Origin of the sequence: Nitrobacter winogradskyi Nb-255, from assembly GCF_000012725.1 — a bacterium.
In the GTDB taxonomy this organism is placed as follows: domain Bacteria; phylum Pseudomonadota; class Alphaproteobacteria; order Rhizobiales; family Xanthobacteraceae; genus Nitrobacter; species Nitrobacter winogradskyi.
Map to the genome: position 1 here is coordinate 1,236,152 of NC_007406.1, position 21,885 is coordinate 1,258,036.

At 61.2% G+C, this 21,885-nt stretch carries 23 protein-coding genes; 11 read left to right on the forward strand and 12 right to left on the reverse strand.

The window, feature by feature from the left end; translation table 11 throughout:
- The first annotated feature begins 61 nt into the window (after positions 1-61).
- Complete coding sequence (locus NWI_RS05805; protein WP_011314420.1) at positions 62-3,805, forward strand: tetratricopeptide repeat protein; 3,744 nt, start codon at positions 62-64, stop codon at positions 3,803-3,805.
- Positions 3,806-3,918: 113 nt separating this feature from the next.
- Here NWI_RS05805 and NWI_RS05810 read toward each other — a convergent pair whose 3' ends face one another.
- Entirely contained in the window at positions 3,919-4,161 is a 243-nt protein-coding gene (locus tag NWI_RS05810) for a hypothetical protein (RefSeq protein WP_011314421.1), read from the reverse strand.
- Between the two features lie 358 nt (positions 4,162-4,519).
- Positions 4,520-4,747: a hypothetical protein gene (locus NWI_RS17885; protein ID WP_187148053.1), complete on the reverse strand. Its 228-nt coding sequence runs from the start codon at positions 4,745-4,747 to the stop codon at positions 4,520-4,522.
- Between NWI_RS17885 and NWI_RS05815 the strand changes: the two genes are divergently transcribed.
- Positions 4,686-6,230 carry an alginate export family protein gene (locus NWI_RS05815; RefSeq protein ID WP_011314422.1) on the forward strand — a complete coding sequence of 515 codons (1,545 nt, stop codon included), beginning with the start codon at positions 4,686-4,688 and terminating at the stop codon, positions 6,228-6,230. The two genes, NWI_RS17885 and NWI_RS05815, sit on opposite strands and share 62 nt — an antisense overlap.
- A gap of 83 nt (positions 6,231-6,313) precedes the next feature.
- On the opposite strand, the gene fliP is transcribed toward NWI_RS05815, so the two are convergent.
- Complete coding sequence (fliP, locus tag NWI_RS05820) at positions 6,314-7,069, reverse strand: flagellar type III secretion system pore protein FliP (protein ID WP_011314423.1); 756 nt, start codon at positions 7,067-7,069, stop codon at positions 6,314-6,316.
- On the reverse strand, positions 7,066-7,923 hold the full coding sequence (locus tag NWI_RS05825) for a flagellar biosynthetic protein FliO (protein WP_011314424.1): 858 nt from the start codon (positions 7,921-7,923) through the stop codon (positions 7,066-7,068). The genes fliP and NWI_RS05825 overlap by 4 nt, the downstream gene beginning before the upstream one ends.
- A gap of 452 nt (positions 7,924-8,375) precedes the next feature.
- Here NWI_RS05825 and flgB point away from each other — a divergent pair, with 452 nt between their 5' ends.
- The 7 genes from flgB to cckA all read left to right on the forward strand — a co-directional run bounded on the left by flgB (position 8,376) and on the right by cckA (position 14,526).
- Positions 8,376-8,783 carry a flagellar basal body rod protein FlgB gene (flgB, locus tag NWI_RS05830; protein WP_011314425.1) on the forward strand — a complete coding sequence of 136 codons (408 nt, stop codon included), beginning with the start codon at positions 8,376-8,378 and terminating at the stop codon, positions 8,781-8,783.
- Positions 8,784-8,812: 29 nt separating this feature from the next.
- The gene (gene flgC, locus NWI_RS05835; RefSeq protein WP_011314426.1) at positions 8,813-9,238 is read left to right on the forward strand and encodes a flagellar basal body rod protein FlgC; all 426 of its coding nucleotides are present in this window, start codon (positions 8,813-8,815) and stop codon (positions 9,236-9,238) included.
- A gap of 15 nt (positions 9,239-9,253) precedes the next feature.
- Complete coding sequence (fliE, locus tag NWI_RS05840; protein WP_011314427.1) at positions 9,254-9,565, forward strand: flagellar hook-basal body complex protein FliE; 312 nt, start codon at positions 9,254-9,256, stop codon at positions 9,563-9,565.
- A 112-nt stretch (positions 9,566-9,677) separates the two neighbouring features.
- Complete coding sequence (gene fliQ, locus NWI_RS05845; protein ID WP_011314428.1) at positions 9,678-9,941, forward strand: flagellar biosynthesis protein FliQ; 264 nt, start codon at positions 9,678-9,680, stop codon at positions 9,939-9,941.
- A gap of 16 nt (positions 9,942-9,957) precedes the next feature.
- On the forward strand, positions 9,958-10,728 hold the full coding sequence (gene fliR, locus NWI_RS05850; RefSeq protein WP_011314429.1) for a flagellar biosynthetic protein FliR: 771 nt from the start codon (positions 9,958-9,960) through the stop codon (positions 10,726-10,728).
- 9 nt (positions 10,729-10,737) lie between these two features.
- Positions 10,738-11,817, forward strand: coding sequence for a flagellar biosynthesis protein FlhB (gene flhB, locus NWI_RS05855; protein WP_011314430.1), 1,080 nt, complete (start codon positions 10,738-10,740; stop codon positions 11,815-11,817).
- Between the two features lie 153 nt (positions 11,818-11,970).
- Positions 11,971-14,526 carry a cell cycle histidine kinase CckA gene (gene cckA / locus NWI_RS05860; protein ID WP_041345435.1) on the forward strand — a complete coding sequence of 852 codons (2,556 nt, stop codon included), beginning with the start codon at positions 11,971-11,973 and terminating at the stop codon, positions 14,524-14,526.
- A 153-nt stretch (positions 14,527-14,679) separates the two neighbouring features.
- Here the strand turns inward: cckA and NWI_RS05865 are convergent, their stop codons facing one another.
- From NWI_RS05865 to NWI_RS05890, 6 genes are all read right to left on the reverse strand, one after another.
- Positions 14,680-15,645, reverse strand: coding sequence for a DUF2336 domain-containing protein (locus tag NWI_RS05865; protein ID WP_011314432.1), 966 nt, complete (start codon positions 15,643-15,645; stop codon positions 14,680-14,682).
- A 135-nt stretch (positions 15,646-15,780) separates the two neighbouring features.
- On the reverse strand, positions 15,781-16,998 hold the full coding sequence (locus tag NWI_RS05870; RefSeq protein ID WP_011314433.1) for an integrase: 1,218 nt from the start codon (positions 16,996-16,998) through the stop codon (positions 15,781-15,783).
- A 256-nt stretch (positions 16,999-17,254) separates the two neighbouring features.
- Entirely contained in the window at positions 17,255-17,779 is a 525-nt protein-coding gene (locus NWI_RS05875; protein WP_011314434.1) for a hypothetical protein, read from the reverse strand.
- Between the two features lie 59 nt (positions 17,780-17,838).
- Entirely contained in the window at positions 17,839-18,069 is a 231-nt protein-coding gene (locus tag NWI_RS05880) for a hypothetical protein (protein WP_041344852.1), read from the reverse strand.
- Positions 18,066-18,290 (reverse strand): hypothetical protein, encoded by a 225-nt coding sequence (locus NWI_RS05885; protein WP_011314435.1) that lies wholly within the window; start codon positions 18,288-18,290, stop codon positions 18,066-18,068. The genes NWI_RS05880 and NWI_RS05885 overlap by 4 nt, the downstream gene beginning before the upstream one ends.
- Positions 18,291-18,433: 143 nt before the next feature.
- Positions 18,434-19,785 (reverse strand): IS3 family transposase gene (locus tag NWI_RS05890; RefSeq protein ID WP_148203749.1). Its coding sequence is split into 2 segments (ribosomal slippage): positions 18,434-19,452 and positions 19,452-19,785, totalling 1,353 coding nucleotides; the frame shifts between segments, so codons are not numbered across the junction.
- A 349-nt stretch (positions 19,786-20,134) separates the two neighbouring features.
- On the opposite strand from NWI_RS05890, the gene NWI_RS05900 reads away from it, so the two are divergent.
- On the forward strand, positions 20,135-20,623 hold the full coding sequence (locus NWI_RS05900) for a low affinity iron permease family protein (protein ID WP_011314437.1): 489 nt from the start codon (positions 20,135-20,137) through the stop codon (positions 20,621-20,623).
- Positions 20,624-20,930: 307 nt separating this feature from the next.
- On the opposite strand, the gene NWI_RS05905 is transcribed toward NWI_RS05900, so the two are convergent.
- Positions 20,931-21,137 (reverse strand): hypothetical protein, encoded by a 207-nt coding sequence (locus tag NWI_RS05905; protein WP_041344854.1) that lies wholly within the window; start codon positions 21,135-21,137, stop codon positions 20,931-20,933.
- A gap of 25 nt (positions 21,138-21,162) precedes the next feature.
- On the opposite strand from NWI_RS05905, the gene NWI_RS05910 reads away from it, so the two are divergent.
- The gene (locus NWI_RS05910) at positions 21,163-21,348 is read left to right on the forward strand and encodes a hypothetical protein (protein ID WP_041344856.1); all 186 of its coding nucleotides are present in this window, start codon (positions 21,163-21,165) and stop codon (positions 21,346-21,348) included.
- A gap of 187 nt (positions 21,349-21,535) precedes the next feature.
- On the opposite strand, the gene NWI_RS05915 is transcribed toward NWI_RS05910, so the two are convergent.
- A complete protein-coding gene (locus NWI_RS05915; protein ID WP_011314438.1) occupies positions 21,536-21,757 on the reverse strand; it encodes a hypothetical protein in 222 nt (73 codons plus the stop codon).
- Positions 21,758-21,885 lie beyond the last annotated feature (128 nt).

Consider the following 21,885-nt stretch of genomic DNA (forward strand, 5'->3'; position numbering starts at 1 on the left):
GGTCGCGTGGGTCTGGTTCAACGGCGTTGAATCAGTCTCACGCTCTGTCTTTTGATTGAGCATGATCTTGTCCGAAAACGGGTTCTCCACTTTTCGGGATCATGCCCCTGGGCGCGCATGCGCGCGGCGGCTTAGGCGCGGCTTTGGTCCAGTCCTTCTGACGGCCGTGCTGCTGCTGGCTGCGTTTCCCGATGCAAGCCGCGCGCAGGCGGTTCGGGGAGAGGCAAGTTTTTCGGCTGCGGACGGTTTTGCGCGCCTCGTTCTCAAACTTAATGATGACGTCGACTCCGAGGTGACGGTGGCGGGCGCCGTTCTTGTGATCCGATTCAAGCGGCCGGTGGATATTCCCGTCGGCAGGATCGCGGTCGCGGTGCCGGACTATGTCGCTTCGGCGCGCCGCGATCCGGATGGTTCGGCCATTCGTTTGGCGCTCGCGCGCAACGTCACTGTCAACACAATGACCGCCGGCGAGCGCGTATTCGTCGATCTGATGCCTGACGGCTGGAAGGGGCCGCCGCCGGGATTGCCGCAGGAGGTGGTTCGGGAACTGGCGGAACGCGCCCGCGCGGCCGAGCGCGCGCTGCGTGAACAGCGCAGCCTCGAAGCGGCGAAGAAGCGTCCGCCGGTTCGCGTGCGCGCCTCGGTGCAGCCGACCTTTGTGCGATATGTTTTCGAGTTGCCCGACGGCGCCGGCGTATCCTCCGCGCTCAACGAACAAAAGCTTGTGCTGCTGTTCAGGCCGGCGCTGACGTTCGATCTGGCGGATGCGAAATTGATGGCGCCCGCCAATGTCGAGCAGATCGCGCAGAAGGTCGAAGGCGAGGGTTCGAGGATCGACATCAAGCTGATCGGCGATGTCGATGTACATTCCTTTCGCGAAGAGAAAAACTACATAGTCGATATCGGCTTTCAGCAGACCGGCAAACCGGTACTGCCGGCGCCGCTCGCGTCGACCGAGGCGCGGCCGCAGGTCGATGCCGCCGGGAAGGCGGCGGCTGAAACTCCGCCGCCGGCCTCGCGGGTGATTGCGGAGCGGGCCGCGCAGAAGGTCAAGCCTTCGACGGCTGATGTCAAACCGGTGCCGGCTGCGAAAATGTCCGAAGCCGCGCCGGTCGTCGCCGCGACTCCCGCGCCTGTTCCGCCTCGGATCGATAAGCCGGTGGCGGCCGAAGCAACGCCCGCGCCCGAGATCGTCCCTTCAAAGGAAATCGCTTCGGAAGCCCGGCCGGCGGACGATCAGAAAGCCAGGCCCACATCCGTCAAGCAGGAACCCGCGAAGGCTGCTGCGGCGTCAGAGCCTGCGACTATTCCGGCATTAAAGGAGAAAATCGCAAATGACGCAGCGACCCTCAACGCCGAGAGGCGCACCGAAGGCTTTCGTCTGACGCTCGGCTTCGGCGCGCCTGCGCCGGCGGCGCTGTTTCGGCGAGCCGATGCGGTGTGGCTGCTGTTCGACTCCAAGCAGCCTGTCGATATCAACGCGATCCGGAAAGAGGGCGGGTCGCTCATCACCGACATCGACCGTCGTCCCCTGGACAGCGGACAGGCCATTCGTATCCGCCTGACCAGCCCGCAACTGGCTTCCCTTGCGCCCGCAGACACAGACGCACCAACATCGGCTGCGGCGGGCCGGAACTGGATCCTGACCTTTGCGGATGCCGTGCAACAACCGTCGCGGGCTCTCTCCGCGCAGCGCAACGTCGTCGATCGGGCTCACGCCAGCGTCACCGTGCCGCTCGCAGGCGCGGGCAGGCTGCACCGGATCGTCGATCCCGACTCGGGGAATGCTCTGATGGTCGTGACCGCGCTGCCGCCGGCGCGCGGCTTGATCAGGCGTCAGCAGTTCGTGGAGTTCTCGCTGGGCGAGTCGATCCATGGCGTCGTGATCGAACCGAAGTCCGACGATATCGCCGTCGACGTCGCCACCGACAAGGTTACGGTGACCCGGCAGGGCGGCCTTACCCTGTCGGCGGTCAATGCCGCGCCAGGACGCGCATCGGCCGCGGCACAGCCGATCTTCGATGTCGCGCAATGGCGGAAGGACAGCCAAGCCGATTTCCTTGAACGGCTCGATGAACTGGTCGATGCAGCGTCAACGGCCGGAGATGATGACGCGCGCGCCGCGGCGCGGATCGATCTTGCCCGGTTCTACATGGCGCGCGGATTCCATCACGAAGCCCGGGCGGTTCTCGACCTCGCATTGTCCGAAACGAATCCCGGTCAGCAGGATCCGGTTCTGCTGATCATCCATTCGGTCGCGAGTTCGCTGACCAACTACACGGCGTCGGCTATGCGGGATCTCGCCACTCCGGCGATCGGAGCGAGTTACGATTCTGAACTTTGGAAGGCGCTGGCGCTCGCGCGGCAGCAGAAGTGGGCGGAGGCGCGTGAGAAGTTCAAGAACGCTCATTTCGCCATATCGGTGCTGCCGCTCGATCTGCAGCGCCTGATTGTCACCGCTGCGATGCGGGCCTCGCTGGAGGTCGGGGATTTTTCCGGCGTCGCTTCGCATAGCACCGATCTCGACGCCCTCGGCATTCCCGACGAGTTGAAGCCCCGGATTACGGTGATGCGCGCGCGGCTGTCGGAAGCGCTCGGGCGCGAGAAGGAGGCGCTTGCCCAGTACAGGGAGGTGATGGCGTCATCCGACCGCGAAGCCGCGACCGAGGCGCAGATTCACGACATTGCGTTGCGACAGAAGCGGAAGGAGATCAAGCCGGAGGATGCGCTGCGCGATCTCGAAACGCTGTCGGTAATGTGGCGTGGCGACAGGCTGGAAGTGCAGACGCTGAAAATGCTGATGGCGCTCTACGTCGACGCCGGCCGCTATGCGGAGGCGCTGGCGGTTTCAAGAACGGCCACGCGGCTGGAACCGGACTCCGCGATGTCGCGCCAGATCCAGGATGACGCATCGGCGCTGTTCGCCAGGCTCTTTCTCAGCACCAAAGGCGACAATCTCCCGCCGGTCGACGCGCTGGCGATGTTCTATGACTTTCGCGACCTGACGCCGATCGGCCGTCGCGGCGACGAGATGATCCGGCGGCTCGCCGATCGTCTGGTCGCCTTCGATCTGCTCGATCAGGCGGGCGAACTCCTGCAGTATCAGGTCGATCACCGCCTGGAGGGCGCGGCGCGCGCGCAGGTCGCCGCCCGGCTGGCGACGATCTACCTGATGAACCGTAAGCCGGACCGTGCAATCGCCGCGCTTCGCACGACGCGGATCGCTGATCTCGCCGGAGCGCTACGCCAGCAGCGTCTGCTGCTCGAGGCGCGCGCGGAGAGCGACATCGGCCGTCGCGATCTCGCGCTCGACATCATCTTCAACCTCGATGGACGTGAGGCCATACGTCTGCGGTCCGATATCTACTGGGCGTCACGGCGCTGGCGCGAGGCGTCGGAGCAGGTCGAGCTTTACTACGGCGAGCGATGGCGCGATCTCACGCCCCTGACCCAGGACGAAAAGAGCGACATCATCCGCGCCGTGATCGGCTACGCTCTCTCTGAAGACGTGCTCGGGCTCGCGCGCTTCCGTGAAAAATACGCGCCGCTGATGAACGGCGGCGCTGATAAACTCGCCTTCGATACCGCGAGCAAGCCGGCGGCGAGCAACAGCGCCGAGTTCGAACAGATCGCCCGGATGGCGGCCAAAGTGAATACGCTGAGCGGTTTCCTGCGCGACATGAACTCGCGTTTTTCCGGCGCGTCGGCGAATGCGCCGCCGCCTGAAGAAGCGGAGACGGATCCATCTCCGACCGGTACGCTGCGGCAGATCGTCGGCTCGAAGCGCGTCGAGGCATCGCGCTGACTGGATCGTTTGCTGTCGTCTTCGGCGCGGACGGGATGACTCGTGCCGGCGAAACCAGATGTCGGAAGACGCAACCGAGCCGGTCATCCTTTGCGATCGAATGTTATCAGGCGCTACAGTGTTATCGAATGAAACTTGTCCTTGGGATGGGCCTGGATGGCCGCCAGTTCGCGTAAGGTAATGCGTCGGAAGAACAATCCGGAGCTTTGCTTCCGATTCGCCGGAAACAAAGTAGATTTCGAGCCTTCGACAGAGCGATGACGATCGACGTTAAGCTTGCCTTCGATCGGTATCCTGATCGAAATCGCAAGGCGGTATAAATTTCTATGAAACCGCATCTGTGCATCTATGATCATCCCTCATTCACTCCTGACGAAGTTGAAATTGAGTGATGCTGTTCTTTGACTCTGATGCGCGGGCTTCAGCGGCTTCGACATCTTCATCTTTATCGATCGTTATCGAGCGCGGTCTTGCGTGAAGACAATGATAACCCGCATCAGGTTTGCCTTCGACCGAGACTCCGAGCGCGACCACAAGGTGGTACAGAATTCTGAGAATCCGCCTTCAAGCGCTGGTGATTTTCTTTCCGCGCGGATGTTCGAGTCATGAGCATACTTATGTTTTGCCTGATGCTGTCCGCGTGTTGACACCAAACAAGCGCGGCATATACCGATAGCTATATCAAGGCTTTGGCCTGGAGCATCACAAGTCGCCCTAATTCAAATCGTTGCCGTTGGGCGGCCGCGCACGTCTCTTGTTGAGGAGAGGTGTGCGGCATTCGCGGACGGCTGCCTTGATTGAGGACTGCGTGAAACTTGGTTTCGAATGTTGTGCTTCGCGGATCTGAATCAATGCCGCGGAGCAACTTGGGAAGTTGGTAATGAGTTTGATGAAGAGCGTTGTTTTCGACATGACGGCAAGGCTGGTTTTGCTGTCGGCCATTCCGCTTGTCGCCATCGCTTCGAGTCCTGCGCAGGCGCAACCTCGATCCCATGCTGAGGTACAGGCACAGGGGGATCCGAGCCATACCAATGGCCGTAACGGAGGCACCCAGCCGCAGCCGGAAATATGGCCCAAGTTCAAGCCGAGCACGTCAAAGCCGTTGTTCTCACTCTATGATGCACTAGGACGGCCCGACAACTTCACGATCCGCGGGACGTTTCGTTCCCGCGCAGAAGGAGTCGCCAACGCTTTTCGTCCAGCGCCTTTTCCGCGCGATGAATTCGCGAACATGCTTTTCGGTACGATATTCGCCGAGTACGATACCGGACACAATGTGAAGATCGGCGGGGAAATCCTGGATGCCCGCAGCTACTTCCAGAAGAATAATTCGGTGGTCTCCGCCCTCGACGTGAATGCTTTCGAGCTTACGCAGGCTTATCTCAACTTCGATCTTTCCGACGTCACAGGCGATGGATCGAAGAGCAGCGTCACCGCCGGTCGCTTCACGAAAGACGTCGGCTCGCGTCGTTATATGTCGCGTCAGCAGTATCGTAACAACACTAACGCCTACACTGGTGTTTCCTACGACTGGAAGGGTGCGAACAAGGACCGCTGGACCGTGTTCTGGACCATGCCGCACATCCGGTTGCCTGATGATGCGCAGGGCGTTCGCGATAACGCGGTCGAGTATGACCGGGAGAGTCCGGATCTTCAGTTTTACGGCAGCTCCTATACCTTTGCTGATGTATTTGGCGGATCGCTGGAGCTCTTTGGCTACGGTCTGTATGAACAGGATTCAGGCACGAGCCTGCTGAACTCGATGCAGACCCGTAACCGCCGGCTGTTCACTCCAGGCGCCCGGCTGTTTCGGGGCGCGAAGCCCGGGAGGTTCGATTATGAATTCGAGGGTGTTTATCAGGCGGGTCTGGCCCGGGCGACGACCGCCGTCACCGACACGCGCGACCTTGATGTTTCAGCCTATTTCGTTCATGCGGAGACGGGTTACACGTTTGCTGTGCCGTGGCTCCCACGGCTGTCGCTGATATACGATCACGCCAGTGGCGACAACGGCAACCCCTCCACCTTCAACCGTTTCGACAGTCTGTTCGGCGTTCGCCGTGAATACAATGCGCCGAGTCTGTACGGGCCGATGACGCGTGCGAATCTGATCACGCCGGCTGTGCGCCTTTACGTCACGCCGAGCTCGATCTGGGATGCGTTCGTTACATACCGCGCGATCTGGCTGGATAGCGCCACCGACGTCTTCGGCGCAACACAATTACGCGATCGCTCAGGTCAATCCGGCCGCTTCGCCGGCCACCAGATAGAGGCTCGCCTGCGGTATTGGCTCATCCCGGATGCCATTTTGCTCGAAACCGGGGCTGCCTACCTTGTCAAAGGCAGATTCTTGAGGGATGCGCCCAACGCGCCAGATGGGGGCGACACCATCTATGGTTATCTCGCTACGCAAATCTTCTTCTAAACAGGCGTTGGCTTAAACAATGCGCCTGGAACCAATTCACTCTCGACTATGAGTAGAATTTCATCCCGTCGAATCGGGTTAGCTCAGGTCCCGTAGCTCTGCACCAGACTGCCGGCCACCAGCGCCCAGCCATCGACCAGCACGAAGAAGATCAGCTTGAACGGCAGCGAGACCACGACGGGCGGCAGCATCATCATGCCCATCGACATCAGGACCGACGCCACCACGAGATCGATGATCAGGAACGGCAGGAACAGCAGGAACCCGATCTCGAAGGCGCGTTTAAGTTCGGAGATCATGAAGGCCGGCATCAGAATGCGCAGCGAAAGATCGGCGGGCGTAGCCGGCGGCGGCTCGCCGGACAGGTCCATGAACAGCTTGAGGTCCTGTTCCCGGACGTTCTTCTGCATGAAGCCGCGCAGCGGAACGGACGCGCGCTGCAGCGCCTCCTCAACCGTGGTCTCGTTGGCGACCAGCGGCTTGATGCCCTCGTCGTAGGATTTCTGCAGCGTCGGTCCCATCACAAAGGCGGTGAGGAACATCGCAAGCGCGATGATGACGGAGTTGGGTGGCGCGGTCGCCGTGCCCAGCGCGGTACGCAGCAGTGACAGCACCACCACGATGCGCGTGAACGACGTCATCATGATCAGGATCGACGGCGCGATCGACAAGACGGTGAGCAGCGCGATCAGTTGTATCGCACGCTCGGTGACGCCGCCATTGCCGGCGCCGCCGAGATTGATGCTGATATCCTGTGCCAACGCCGGATCGGTGAGCGATCCGGCGGTGATCAGAATGAGAAAGAATGAAACTCTACGCGGGTGGGTCGCCGCGCTCACGAAGGGGACTTCGTGCGCCCGAGCAGGGACGCCATCTCGTTCTCAAGATGCTCGAACCCGGACTTCGGACCGGGTGGAGCGACCGGTGGCGGTTCGCTACGGGATGCGGGTGGAGGCGAGAATTCCGAGCCGCGCGGACGAGGCGGGGGTTCGGAAGTCACGGGCGTTGCGGGTGGAGATTTGCCGCCCGTCGGGCGGCGGAGCGCGGCTTCGAGACGTTCCGCCATCTCCGCGAGATTTTGATCCGCGTCCGACGCGGGAGGAAGTGGAGCTGGCGCCGGAGCTGGACGCGGCACCAGCGGCTCTTGTCGGGCGGGGCGGGTGCCGCGAATGTCGGTCCGGCTCATGGGCTCGGGGGTGAAATCGGCCAGCGGGTCGCTACGGCGCTCGGCGGCGACCGGCTTGCGCACGGTATCGGCGAAGGCTGGACGGGGGGCCGGGCGTGGCAGCTCCGGCTCCGTAGGCTCGGGATGATCGGGGGGAATGGAACGCGTGCTGTCGGATTCTGTCCATCCCGTCTCCGCCAGCGGCGGCAGCCTCGGCGTTTCACTGCCCGGCAGCGGGCGCTGCGGCGCCTGATCGCGTCCGGGAGCGGCGCGCACGATGTTATGCTCGACGACGATGTCGGTCGGGCCGCCGATCATCAGCAGGTGCTCGACATTGTCCCGGCGCACCAGAACCAGGCGCCGGCGTCCGTCGACCGCGGCGGCATCGATGACAGCCAGGCGGGGCATGCGTCCGCGATTGGCGTTGACGCCCAGACGATCTCCCGCGAATCGCCGCACGAGCCACGCAGCCCCGGCGATCAGCGCCAGGACCACAATGAATGCAATGACGAATGTGACTGCCTGCATGTTGTGCCCCTGACAGAAAGCGCCTTAGTTCCAGCTTTGGATCGTTGAACGCCTTCCGGCATCCCTCCCGTGACGATCGAGTCGTTAGGATCGAGTCGTTAGGATCGAGACCGTAGCAATCGAGACCGTAACGATCGAGGCTTGGCCCAGTCTGTTAAACCCGCGCGGCAAAAGCTGCCGCTGACCACCTTGAATAAACCCTTAATAACCTATGAATCGACCAGACCAAAACAACTTCTGCGCGTTGCGCGTTCCGGTTAACAAGGGTGGTTAACGCATCGGTGGTGCGTAATCCCCACCGAACTGAAGGCCGGCGTACGCGCTTGAGGGGAAAAGCCGGGTTCGGGCGGGAACCGCCGGCCTTGACGTTCTTAACCTGTCGTTAACCATAAGGGAGGCAAATTCTGCCTACCTCGGCGGCGCACCGTCCCGAGGCAGGAGCAAGGACGCCCGTGCCCCTCAACGATATTTCCGCCCTGGCGGCGCTGCGCACCCGGATGCAGTGGCATCAGGAGCGCCAGCGTGTTCTGGCCGAAAACATCGCCAACTCCGATACGCCGAATTTCAGGCCGCACGATCTCGTGGAACCGACGTTCGACGCGCAAGGCGGCAATGCTTCGAGCGGCGTGACGTTGGCGATGACCCGCACCACGGCAGGCCAGAGCATGGCCGGTTCCGGAGCGTCCGCGCATTTCGGACAGAATGGAAATGGCGGCTTTCAGACCCGTCCGGCGGGCAACGCCGTCAGTCTTGAGGATCAGATGCTCCAGGTGTCGGCCAACCAGATGGACTACGCCGCCGCGGCCTCGCTTTACAGCCGGAGCCTGCGGCTTCTGAAGATGGCCGCCGGCAAGGCGTGACGCACGGTTGAACGGGAGGATATCGCATCATGGCAGACAACGGCGCCGACTTCATGCGATCGATGAGCATCGCGACGTCCGGCCTGCGAGCGCAGGCGGGAAGGATGCGGGTGATCTCGGAAAACATCGCCAACGCCAACTCAACCGCGCAGGCGCCGGGCGGCGATCCGTACCGTCGCAAGGTGCCGACCTTTTCCTCCGCTCTCGATCGTGCGCTCGATGCGAAAGTGGTGACGCTCGGCCGGGTGAGGCCTGACACGTCGACGTTCCGCATCAAGCACGAGCCGGGTAATCCGGCCGCGGACACCAGCGGCAACGTCAAGTATCCGAACGTCAATCCGCTGGTGGAGATGACCGACATGCGCGACGCGCAGCGGTCCTACGAGGCGAACCTCAACATCATCAGCGCGACACGCCGGATGATCCAGCGCACACTCGACATCCTCAAGTCCTGATCGGAGAATCTGGCCATGGCATCGCCAACAGTCGCAGCAAACGCCTATGCAAGCCTCGCGAGGATGATGGATTCTGGCGCCGTCGCCGGCAAGGCGCCGGGTGGCGATGGTCCCTCGTTCGGGGCGGTGCTGAAGGATGTGCTCGGCGGCGTGGTGGAAGCGGGGCGCGCGTCCGACGCGCAGACCGTGGCGATGGCGTCGGGCAAGGCCAACCTGATGGACGTCGTGACAGCGGTCGCCGATACCGACGTCGCGGTGTCGACGCTGGTCTCGGTGCGCGACCGCGTCATCCAATCCTATGAAGACATCATGAGGATGCCGATCTGATTGAGACTCCTCATGTCGAACCTTGAAGCCCTGCTTTACCTATCTCCGCGCGGGGAGCAGGTGCGCGCGCTGCTATTGCATCATTCCTGATCTGATCGAAAAGAGGTGTGTCATGACCGGCGCTGAAACCCTGGATGTCGCGCGCGACGCGATCTGGACCATCGTTCTGGTTTCCGGACCATTGCTGGGCGTTGGCCTGATCGTCGGCGTCGCGATTTCGCTGGTGCAGGCATTGACGCAGATTCAGGAGCAGACGCTGGTGTTCGTACCGAAGATACTGGCGATCTTCGTGACGCTGGTTCTGGCGCTGCCGTTCATGGCCGACGCGCTGCACGCCGAAATGCTGCGGATTTCATCGCGAATCATCGGCGGCTGATGCATGGTTGCGCGAGATGCGCATCGATATCTCGCTTCTGCCCGCCCTTGGCGCCGCCTTCATGCTGGTCTTCGCCCGCGTCGGCGCGATGGTGATGCTGTTGCCCGGCTTCGGCGAGGGCTACATTCCGGTGCGGGTGAAACTCGCCATCGCTCTGCTTCTGACTTTCATCATCCTGCCGCTGCATCGCGCCGCCTATCACGTCGACATGCAGTCGGTCGCACCGCTGGCGGTCCTGCTGGTGCATGAGATCATCATCGGCGTGGTGCTGGGCGCTACGGCGCGCGTCACGCTCGCGGCCCTGCATGTGGCGGGCTCGGTCATCGCCCAGCAGCTCGGGCTTGGATTTGTGACATCGGTGGATCCGACGCAGGGCCAGCAAGGCGCGTTGATGGGCAACTTCCTGACCCTTCTCGGAATCGCGCTGCTGTTCGCGACCGACACCCACTATCTGGTCATCGCCGCGTTGAATGACAGTTACAAGATATTCTCGCCGGGCGAACTGATGCCGAGCGGCGACGTGGCGGCGCTGGCGACGCGCGCTTTTGCCGGCGCCTTCAAGATCGGCCTGCAACTGTCGGCTCCGTTTCTGGTGTTCGGGCTGGTCTTCAATATCGGGCTTGGCGTGCTCGCGCGGCTGATGCCACAGATGCAGGTTTATTTCGTCGGCGTGCCGCTCTCGATTTTCATCGGCTTCATGATCTTCGCCGCCGTGCTGGCGTCCATGATGGGAACCTACATGGATTATCTGATCGGCGTGATGCAAGACCTGACGTCGTCGAACTGAGAACCTGCGATGGCCGACGAGAGCGACGATACGGAGAAAACAGAAGATCCGACGCAAAAGCGCCTTGACGATGCGCTGGAGCGCGGCGATGTCGCCAAGAGCCAGGAGGTCAACACCTGGTTCGTGATCGCGGGCGCGACGCTGGTGCTGTCCACGTTTTCAGGCTCGATCGGAAGCGGATTCGAATTGCCGTTGCGCAACCTGATCGCCAATTCCTGGCAGATCCGGACCGACGGACCCGGCCTTCTGGCGCTGGCCGAGCAGATCGGATACCGCCTTGCCGCCGCGCTCGGCGTGCCGCTGCTTCTGCTGATGATGGCAGCCGTCGCAGGCAACGTCATTCAGCACCGCTTCGTCTGGTCGGGCGAAACGCTCAAGCCGAAGCTCAGCAAGATTTCCATGGTGTCCGGCGCCAAGCGGATTTTCGGCAAGCAGGCCGCCGCGAACTTCGCCAAGGGACTGTTCAAGGTGCTGGCGCTCGGCGCGGTCATGACGGCGGTGCTCTGGCCGGAACGCTCGCGGCTCGACGCCATGGTGCGGCTCGATCCCAACGCCCTTCTCGGAATCACGAAGAGCCTGACGCTGCAACTGCTCGGCGCGGTGATCGTGATGCTCGCGCTGGTGGCGATCGCGGACTACCTGTTTCAGTACCGGCAGTGGTTCGAACGGCAAAAAATGTCGCTGCGGGAGATGAAAGAGGAGTTCAAGCAGTCGGAGGGCGATCCGCATATCAAGGCCCGCATCAGGCAGTTGCGCCATGTCCGCATGAAGAAGCGCATGATGGCCGCTGTTCCGCAGGCCTCGGTGATCATCACCAATCCGACGCACTATTCGGTCGCGTTGTCTTACGAACGCGGCATGTCCGCCCCGGTCTGCGTGGCCAAGGGCGTGGACAACATCGCGCTCAAGATCAGGGAAATCGCCCGCGAGCATGACATTCCGGTCGTCGAGAACGTGCCGCTGGCCCGTGCGCTGTACGCCGCCGTCGAGATCGACGACGAGGTGCCGGTCGAGCACTATCACGCCGTGGCCGAAATCATCGGTTACGTCATGGGGTTGAAGCGCGGCCTTTCGGGACGCCGGGTTTGAGGCCGGCCAGCGGGCAATGGGAACAGCATCGGGGCAGCGAAAATGGCGGGAAATGAACCCAATGAGGCGCTTGCGCTGCGGGCCCCGATTCAGGCACTCAGGACCCGGCGCAGGCGCATTCCGCGCCCGCCGCGACAGGCCCCGCCGAATTCCATGACGCCAGATCCCGACATCGATTCACCGCAGGTCGGGCAGGAGCCGGCGCGGCGGAGCGGCAGCATCCTCCTGGTCCTGCTGGTCGCGGGCGCGATCGTCACGGCCGCCGTGGCGTTCATGGCGCTGGGGCGTACCGAAGCCCAGCCCTATATTCTGGCGCTGCTGGCCTTGCTGGCGATGGTCGGCCTGTTCACGCTGTTCGCGTTCGCGGCCGGGATCGTTCGCTTCGCGGACCGCACGGTCGATGATCCGCTGATGCGTCCGATAGCCGATCATGCCTTCGACGGCATCGCCGTCACCGATTCCGGCGGGCACATCGTTTATGCCAACTCCGCATATCTCACCCTGACCGGAGCTGCGTCGATGCAGGACGTGCGGCCGGTGGAGCGCGTATTCATCGGCAACCCTGATGTTTCCGAAGCGGTGTTCCGTCTTTTGAAGGCGGCGCGGGAGGGTAAGCGCCAGCAGGAAGAGGTGCGCGTGGCCGCCGCCGACGGCACCAACGGTCGCTGGCTGCGATTGCGGGTTCGCCCGCTCGCACAGGCGAAGCGGTACGCCAGATACGCCGTGTGGTCGATCGCCGACATCACCCGCGACCGCGAGCGGCAAGAAGATGTGTTTCAGGAACTGCGCCATGCGATCGAATATCTCGATCATGCGCCGTGCGGCTTCTTCTCTGTCAACCAGTCAGGCGATCTCGTCTATGTCAATGCCACGCTTGCCAACTGGCTGGATCACGATCTGGCGGAGATCGGTTCGGGGGGCCTGAAGCTGACCGACATCGTTTCGGGAGACGGCGCGGCTTTGCTGACGTCGATCATCGCCGCGCCTGGCGAAGTCCGCACCGAGGTCTTCGATATCGATCTGCGGATGCGCAACGGCAAGACCATGCCGGCGCGCCTGTATCATAAGCTGGCCTTCGGCGCCGACGGCGTGCCGGGGCCGTCGCGGACGCTGGTGGTCAGCCGCGCCCGCGACGAACGCGTCGATCCGCAGCGGGCGGCTGAAGTGCGCTTCATGCGCTTCTTCGACCACACGCCGATGGCGATCGCGACGGTCGATAAGTCCGGCGTTGTCGGTCGCGCCAATGCGCGGTTTGCGAAGCTCGCGCAAAGCCTCAGTCCGGACGGCGCCGTCGCCAGGTCGATTCTCGCCGCTGTCAACGAGCGCGATCGCGGCCAACTGAGCGCGGCGATTCTCGCCGCGGCGGACGGGCAGGGTGATATTCCGCCGGTCGAAGTGATGTTGAGTGGCGCGCGCGAGCGGTGGGGGCAGTTCTTCGTCACCGCGGTGGAGGACGATCACGATGCGGAAGCCGCGATCGTCTACATGCTCGAGACGACCGAGCGGCGCACGCTCGAGAGCCAGATCAATCAATCCCAAAAGATGGAGTCGGTCGGCCAGCTCGCCGGTGGCATCGCGCATGATTTCAACAATGTTCTGTCCGCCATCATGATGGCGAACGACTTCCTGCTGAACGCGCACAAGCCGACCGATCCGTCTTTTCAGGACATCATGCAGATCAAGCAGAACGCCAATCGCGCTGCCGCTTTGGTGCGGCAGTTGCTGGCGTTCTCGCGGCGGCAGACCTTGCAGCCGAAGGTGCTCGATCTCGGCGACACCCTGAGTGACATCGGCATGTTGCTGAAACGTTTGATCGGCGAAAAGGTCACTTTCCCCGGCGTCGTTCATGGCCGAGACCTGTGGCCGGTCAAGGCCGACGTCTCGCAGTTCGAGCAGGTGATCGTCAATCTCGTGGTCAATGCGCGCGACGCCATGCCGGACGGCGGCAAGCTCGCGATCCGCACCACGAACGTCGCGGCCGCGGAGGTCGCGACGTTCGGCCACAAGGGATTGCCGCCCGCCGACTACGTGCTCGTCGAGATCAGCGACACCGGCACCGGCATTCCGCCCGATATCGTCGACAAGATTTTCGAGCCGTTTTTTTCCACCAAGGAGGTAGGCAAGGGTACCGGGCTCGGCCTGTCCACGGTCTACGGCATCGTGAAGCAGACCGGCGGTTTCATCTACGTCGACTCCAGAACGGGCGAGGGCACGACGTTCCGTATCTTCCTGCCGCGCCATCACCCCCAGGCCGAGGCGCTGCCGGCGTCGCCCGGCCTTCTCGGCGAGGCAAAGGAGCCGTCCTCAACAGCCAAGCCGGTGAATACCGATCTGACCGGGCAGGGCACCATCCTGCTGGTGGAAGACGAGGAGGGGTTGCGCTCGCTCAATGCGCGTGGCCTGCGTTCGCGCGGCTACAGCGTGATCGAGGCTTCCAACGGCATCGAAGCACTGGAAGCGCTCGACGAGAAGGACGGTGCTGTCGATCTGGTGGTCTCCGACGTCGTTATGCCCGAAATGGACGGGCCGACCCTGCTGCGGAAAATGCGGGTGCGCAATCCCAACCTCAAGATCATTTTTGTGTCGGGTTACGCGGAAGAAGCGTTCGACAAGAGTCTGCCGGAAAACGAGCAGTTCGCTTTCCTGGCGAAGCCTTTCGCGCTCAGTGCGCTGATTGCCAAGGTCAAGGAGACGATGACGGCGGCATAATTGTTAGGCGGCAGCATTTCCACTCGTCATGGCCGGGCTTTGTCCCGGCCATCCACGTCTTGCTGACGAAAGAAGAACCTGGATGCCCGGCACAAGGCCTGGCATGATGAACTCCAAGGGACGGCGCTGCTGGTTAATGTAAGATGCTGATCTCTACCCGCCCGAACCATCGCGGCCGCTCCAGCGAAGCGAACCCCTTCCGGACTGCACGCCCTCAGGGCGGGAGTTCGCCGGGACCGCGCGGGCGCGGTGGCGTTCTTCGTGATAAAGGGCAGGACGATACTTCGCCCGTGCTTCCGTCATCGTCGCCCCGCGCCAGGCTGCCAGCATGATTCGGGCGGCGCGTTCACTGAGCACATCATAGAGTCGCGCGAGCCGGTAGACCTCGGTGACGGAGGTGCCGATGGCGGGATCGAGAAACAGCAATATCTGCTGGAAAGTTTGCGAGGGGATGCCGATGGCCTTGGCGGCGCAAGCCAGCGGCTCGCCTCCCGGATCCTTCACCACGCGTTCGGCGATCGCGGCGGGAAGCATCAAGGTCGCGCTGATTTCGGTCGCGAAGTTTCCGACATCGGACGCGAAGGCGGCCATGTGAAGGACCTCGATCGCGCGAGCGGCGCGGGACGGATGGATGTGCGGCGAGGGCCGCAGCGGCGCCGTGGCGAGGTTGTGCAGGATCAATGCGCGGTCCTTGGAATTGGCGCCGAAAAACATCTCGCTGATTTCGGCGGCGTCGCGCGGCTCCATCGACAGTATCGCAACCGGGCGGGTTCTCGTCTCCGCAGGCGGAGCTTTGAGCGGCGTGGCTTGCGGCGGCGGGCTGTCCGGCCGCGGATCGGCGGCGAACGCGCCGAGCCGGAGCTTGTTCATGATCGCCGCCGGCGTTCGCGGATAGATCGACAACCGGGCTCGCACGACGGCGCGGGTCGCATCATCGACATGATCGATCAGGCGCGAGGTCAGCTCGACGAAGTGCCGCTCCTCCTCGACGGTGTGCGTGCTGGTCTGCACGTAAAGGTCGGTCAGGACCCGCAGCAGGGTGGGACGGATGTCAACGCCGTCCCGGCGGGACAGCGTCAACAACCCGTCGAAGCCGGGAAACATCGGAGGTGCGGTCATGTCGGCTTACGCTTACGGGGAAACTGTTCGTCTCAACCTAGCGCGACCGCTTTAACAGGCCGTTAAGGAAAACAATTCCTTAATGCTTGAAAACATTGACCTCTGTGCGCCGTGTGCGTCGAGTGTGCGTCGTGGTCAGCTTTTCTTGCTTCGGTGTGCCGCGCGGGCCACGGCGACCCGGCGCGCGGCCTCGATTTGTGCCCGGTCATAGACCTTCGCGGTCGTTCTCTTGTTGGCATGGCCCGCCAACTTGGCGAGGTCGTCCGTTGATGCATCGGCCGCGCGGCCTTCGGTGATACCGCCAGCGCGCAAATCCCTGTTCCAGATCGCCGGTGAGACCTCCTGAGCGTCGCGCACGGTCCGCCATAGCTTCTGAAAATAGTCGGGTCGATATGGCTTGCCGGTCACCGGGTTGACGATCAGTGGCCCCTTGCGCTGTTCGGACGTGATCAGCGCCAATTCCTCCATGATCATGGGACACACAGTAAAATCGACGGCGACCTCCTTGCCGGTCGTGTTCTCGGTTTTCGAGGGTGTGAAGCGAAACACCTGGTTCTCATCGACCTGCGACCACATCGGGCCGATCCACTTCATGCCACGATCCAGAACGATCGACGGGCGAGGATCTGACATCGGCACCCATTCTCCGATCACGTCCCACTGCCTCACAGCGCCGTCGAACTGGATCGCGTAGGCGAGAGCGGCGGCGCCATGGCCGGCCGCGCGCGCAGCTTGACGGACCTTCGTGGTGTCGTCCGCGGTCGGAGCCGTTGTTCGGGATGCTGGAACGGGGAAATCAACTTCGGCCAGGACCGCCTTGAATGCTGCGCACCCAGGCTTTCTGCACATGATACCAAAGCTGAGCGCAGACTTGATGACGGCGATTGCTGTTCTGGCTTTCGGAATCTGCAATGGTGCGCCTGACTTCTTCGGTTTTGCCCAGGCATTGAACCATCGCTTAACGTCCCGCCCGTCCACGTCATCGATCAGTTTCGACCCGACCTCCATGATCACCATGCGGGCGTAGACATCATATGGTTTCTTGGTCGATGATTTCAGCTTATGATACGGGCTTTCCGGATCAGCTTGCCAAACTTCGATCAGGCTGCGAATGGTGCCATCGAACTCGGTGATACGCCCCTTGCGTCCCGACACCCATGCGAGCATTTCGGCTTGAAGCCTCTCGCATCGCTGCACAAGCAAGGTCGGCTGATTGAGATAGCTGGAGAGGTTCACGTTCTTGACGGGATACCCGGCAGCGATTGCTGTCTTGGTAGCCCGCCACACCGGACGACCGTTGCGCCACGTCAGACCGGGCGCACGCGCCTTTGTTTCGGTCTCTCGCGGTTCCATGCGCCTAAGTCCTCAACGCCACTCGGAGCCAGTCTTGGGGCTCTATCGATCAACCCATATTCCTTGTCGAAGAATGCCCTAACAGCAGGCACGTACCGACCGCCCATAAGGGCGTCGATTTTGGGCAATCCCCTCGTTTCAAGTAAAGCCGCAATCTGCCTCCATTCCGACGTTTTCCCCGGCCCCATAAAGACATTGGAGATCGCTTCATCAGTAGCGAAAAGGGGGATGTCTGAAAAATCGGCAGGCCACTTCCTCATTTCTCCTCCTTCTCGGGACCGGAGGGGAGTTGGCGGATAATATCGCGTGCAGCCCGAAAATGCCGGAACGCAAGTTGATCTTGAAATGCAGCATCATAGTCGATGCGAAACATTTTCTCCGACTTTGAGAATGTGATCTCAACCGGGTTTATTTTCGCGAAAGGCTTAAGCCGTTCGTATGCCTCATCGCGCTCCTGCTTCAACCTGGCGATCGCAGACACGATTGCCTCTTTGTCGGCCTCGCATCCAAGATCACGGGCTGTGTCTTCCACCACGCGGAAGACGTTTTCACGCTCTTGCTCGGCGCAAAGGGCACGATCCATCCAGTGGTTCTTCGCCGCCAGGAGCATTTTTCCCTGCTCCACAGCGTCGTTAAGCTTGATCTTCAGGTCTTCCACCTTCGCAGTCATGAAGCCTCGCAAACCTTTAACCCTGGGCAGAGGGTATTCCTTTCCGACCCGTTTTAGGAAGGCGTCGACGGTCGATTCGCCGCAATATCCGGCCGCCAGCGAGGCCGGCATGCGGCGAGGCCAGGAACCGTTCGGAATTGATGAAGGACGAGCCGGGCGGGTCAATACATTTATCCCCCCGGCCTATACGGTCGCCAGTTCGTTGGTCCGAGGCCGTTGTCCTCTGTCCAAGTCGGCCCATCGTTCGGCGATTCCCAAACACCGGGCCGTTTGGACGTGAGCATGTTGAAGCCGTCTGGATTCCAGCGCATCACGAACGCGCCAGTGTCAGGCTCCATGACCTCGATGATCGTGCCGTCGCGCGGTGCGGTGGAGATATCTTCCCAAGGAATATCGTTCATTCCGCCCCCAGTCGGGCCAACCCTGCCGGTGTGATCGTCACCAGCATCCCGTCCTCGTTGTCGATCGTAACGAAGCCGCGTTTTTCAAGATCGACGTAGCACAGTGCCGCCGCCAACGTGTTTTCGTCCTCGATCAGCCGAATCCTGTCAGGGTCTTTGGCGAGGAACCGCAGCGCCGCCAGATGGTGGGTTCTCAAAGCGATGTCCTGAGCCACGCACATGACGCTCAGCCCTTCGCCAGGACTTCGCGTGCGGTCGTGGCGATCGTAGGGATTTGCAACATTATCGTGTGTCCGTCGTCAGATAATTTGAGACTGATCAGACATTTCTAGAAGAGAGGCTCTGGTTCATCTGTGGTTAGAGTTTAAGCGGCCTGCAGCTGATGCTGCAAGCGACGGTTTGCGATGGTGTCGCGCTTGATGCGGTGTCGTTCGGCGAGGATTGTCTCAGCCCTGCCGAAGTAGACGTCGGCAGGTGTAACGTTGCCGATGCTCTCGTGGTAGCGGTCATGATTATAGTGTTCGACGAACGCGGCGACCTGACGTTTGAGGTCGTCCGGTAAATAGTAGTTCTCAAGCAGGATGCGGTTCTTCAACGTTTGATGCCAACGCTCGATCTTGCCCTGAGTCTGAGGATGATACGGCGCTCCGCGCACATGCTGCATGTCCTTGGCCCTGAGCCACGTGGCCAGATCATCCGCGACGTAACTCGAACCATTGTCGCTGAGAAGCCGGGGCCGCTGCCTGACGCTGACGTGATCCAGACCAGAGGCGGCCAGTGCCTGATCGAGCGTAGCCGTGACGTCGGAGGCACACATCGTGGGACCTAACCTCCAGGCGACGATGTAGCGCGAGAAGTCGTCGAGCACCGTCGATAGATAGTACCAGCCCCAGCCGGTGATCTTCAGGTAGGTGAAGTCGGTCTGCCAGAGCTGGTTGGCGGCGGTGGTCTTGTCCTTGAACTCGTTCGCCGCCTTGATCACTACATAGGCCGGACTGGTGATGAGGTCGTGCGCCTTCAGCAGCCGATAGACCGAAGCCTCCGAGACAAAGTACTTTCTCTCGTCGGTAAACCGCACGGCGAGCTCTCGCGGCGATAGTTCCGGAAGCTCCAATGCCAGGTCGATGATCTGGCCGCGGACGTCATCCGGGATACGATTCCAGACCCGATCCGGTCGAGAGCGGTGATCTGCCAGGGCCTCAATGCCGCCCGCGCGGTAGCGATCGTACCATCTATAAAACGTGGCGCGGGGGATGCCGAGCTTGTCCAGCGTGCGTTTGGCCGGCAAATGCGACTGCTCCACCAACGCGATGATCTCGGCTTTCTCGGACGCAGGATACCTCATGCCTCGTTCTCCCCATCCCCGTTCATGCTTTTTTTTAGCAGACGGTTCTCCAGGGTGAGATCGGCGACGACTTCCTTCAACGCCGAGGCTTCCCGACGAAGATCTTTCACCTCGCCAGAGGTTGCGGCACGTGCCGTGTCGCCCGCCAACCGGCGCTTGCCGGCTTCCAGGAACTCCTTGGACCAACCGTAATACATCGAGGCGGCGATGCCTTCGCGGCGGCAAAGCTCGGAGATGTTCTCCTCGCCGCGCAGTCCTTCCAGCACGATACGGATCTTCTCCTCCGCCGAATAATGCCGGCGCGTCTGCCGTCGGATGTCCTTCAGCACCTGTTCTGCCGGCGCTTTGCCTGGTCCGGATTTCTGTCTCATCTGCGCTCCAAATTGGCTGCGATGATCCAGAAATCCTCCCTTCCCGAAAACTCCTAAACTGTCTCAAGAGCCCTGACGGCGGACACTCCCTGGTATTCAGCCTCGGGGCCGTGCTGACGTTCATCGCCGGCTGGATGCGCCTTTGCGACAGCGGGAGCGATCTGGCGGGCAGGGTGCTCGGAGCGGGCGTGACGCTGATGCTGCTCGGGTGGCTGATGATGGAGGTGGTGGGGGAGGGTGTGACTTAGCGGTTTAGGAAGTTCTGAGAAATGCGCGGGTTCCCAAGGAACTTTGGTTCCTGGAGTGCGTCATATTGTCGATGGTGAAAGTGAGAGAGCGTAGGGTCCCGATGCCAACGATATGGCGCGAAGTGAGATCCGCCGTTGAGCAGGCCGATAACACGAATCGCAGCAAAAGTTCGAAGCTCTTCTCCGAGATCGCAAACAAGGCGTCACGTGCAACGGGCCGAGCCCCGACGTTTGTGGCGGCCGTCGCCGTTGTTCTGATCTGGGCTGTCACCGGTCCGCTGTTCGGGTACTCGGACACGTGGCAGCTTGTGATCAACACTGGCACTACCATCGTCACGTTCCTTATGGTGTTCTTAATTCAAAATTCTCAGAACCGTGACGGCGCTGCCATTCAAGCCAAGTTGGACGAGTTGATCCGCGTGAGTACAGCGCGGAATTCGTTCGTCGGGATTGAGCATCTGACCGATGATGAACTTGAGGACATCCGCGAGAAGTGCGAGCGTCGGGCCAAAGCCGAAAAGATCAGCGAAAAGGCAGCCCATGTGACCAGCAAAGTGGCGGGACAAGCTGTCGATCGGGTTGCCGATTGAACCGTGCAGTGCCTCGATAGTAAGACGTTCGAACGACTGATTTTTGAACCCCTTGGCCGAATTTTTTTCGCTACCGATTCCTCGGCTAGCCTCCGTTTCGCCATCGGCGGCCTTCTTGCTTTGAGGGTTGCAAACACTGCCGCGAGTCGGGCGGGTCGACGCGATCAGCGCTCGCCCGTCATATTGACTTGGCGCAAATAATATAGCCTGAGGTGATGTTAGGTTTGAGTTTTCCGATGACGAAAAATGGTTATCAATATCGAACTGAATTAACTATAGAAATCGCAATCTCATTAAGGTTCTGCTGCTATTGAAGTGTTTGGCACGGCGGCGTCGCTTCCATCTCAGGGCGCTCAGCCTCGCTCGAACTGATTGATGCCTCGATTTCTCGGTAAAGTTCGAGCTTAGCCATTTCCAGAAGGAATTTAAGTAGATCCAAATCGAGCCGCTGGGCTAACCCCCAGGCGTCATCGATCGATTTTTGAAGTGCTTCAAGTTTCCCGAGATCTGACATTCTGTCCTACCGAGGAAGCATTATTATGAACGACGACACCATGGATGCGTTGCGGAACCTACTCGCGCAGATGCGCGGCGAAGCCGACGCTGGCCGCACCGAGCACCTGGCCGACGCAGTCCGCCTGATAAAGGCATTCATGTTGCTTGACAGCGATGCTCGCAGAGCGGTGATCGACACTGCTGAGCGGCTCGTAATTAAGAAGGTCTGATTGGTTCGCTTCCAGCCGGCCACGGTGTGGAATTGACATTTCGTGGCCCCCAATCTTACCGCACAGTTGAGCGGCAGGTGTAGTATCGGACGAATTTTAGAAGAAATGCAACTGCCGGGTGTTGCGTATACACTCAAATTATAACGATTCAGGATGAGATTATGCTCAAATTATAACCAAGCAGCCCCTACAACTTGGAGGTCTCTTCCGACTGCCCCATCAGCTTGGCGATCTCGTCAAGGTTGTCAGCCGGATCCTCGTCGCTGCTCAGCAACTCGGCAAGGCGCTTGTCCTGATCGTAGTCGAGAGGGGCGTTCTGATCCCGAGCGACGCGCTCAAAATCATCCACGGCTTTGTCGTCAGCGTAGCGGGATTTTGTGCGGCGCTTGATCCATCTCAGGATTGTCATCTCTTTTCGTCACCGGTCTTTTTCTCGATCCATGCTCAGCTACAAAACCGAGACGAGGCTTGTTGAGGATCTTGGAGAGTGGCGAGCCGCGAGCGTTCATTCCTGCATCCTAGCCTGAACCTCAGCGG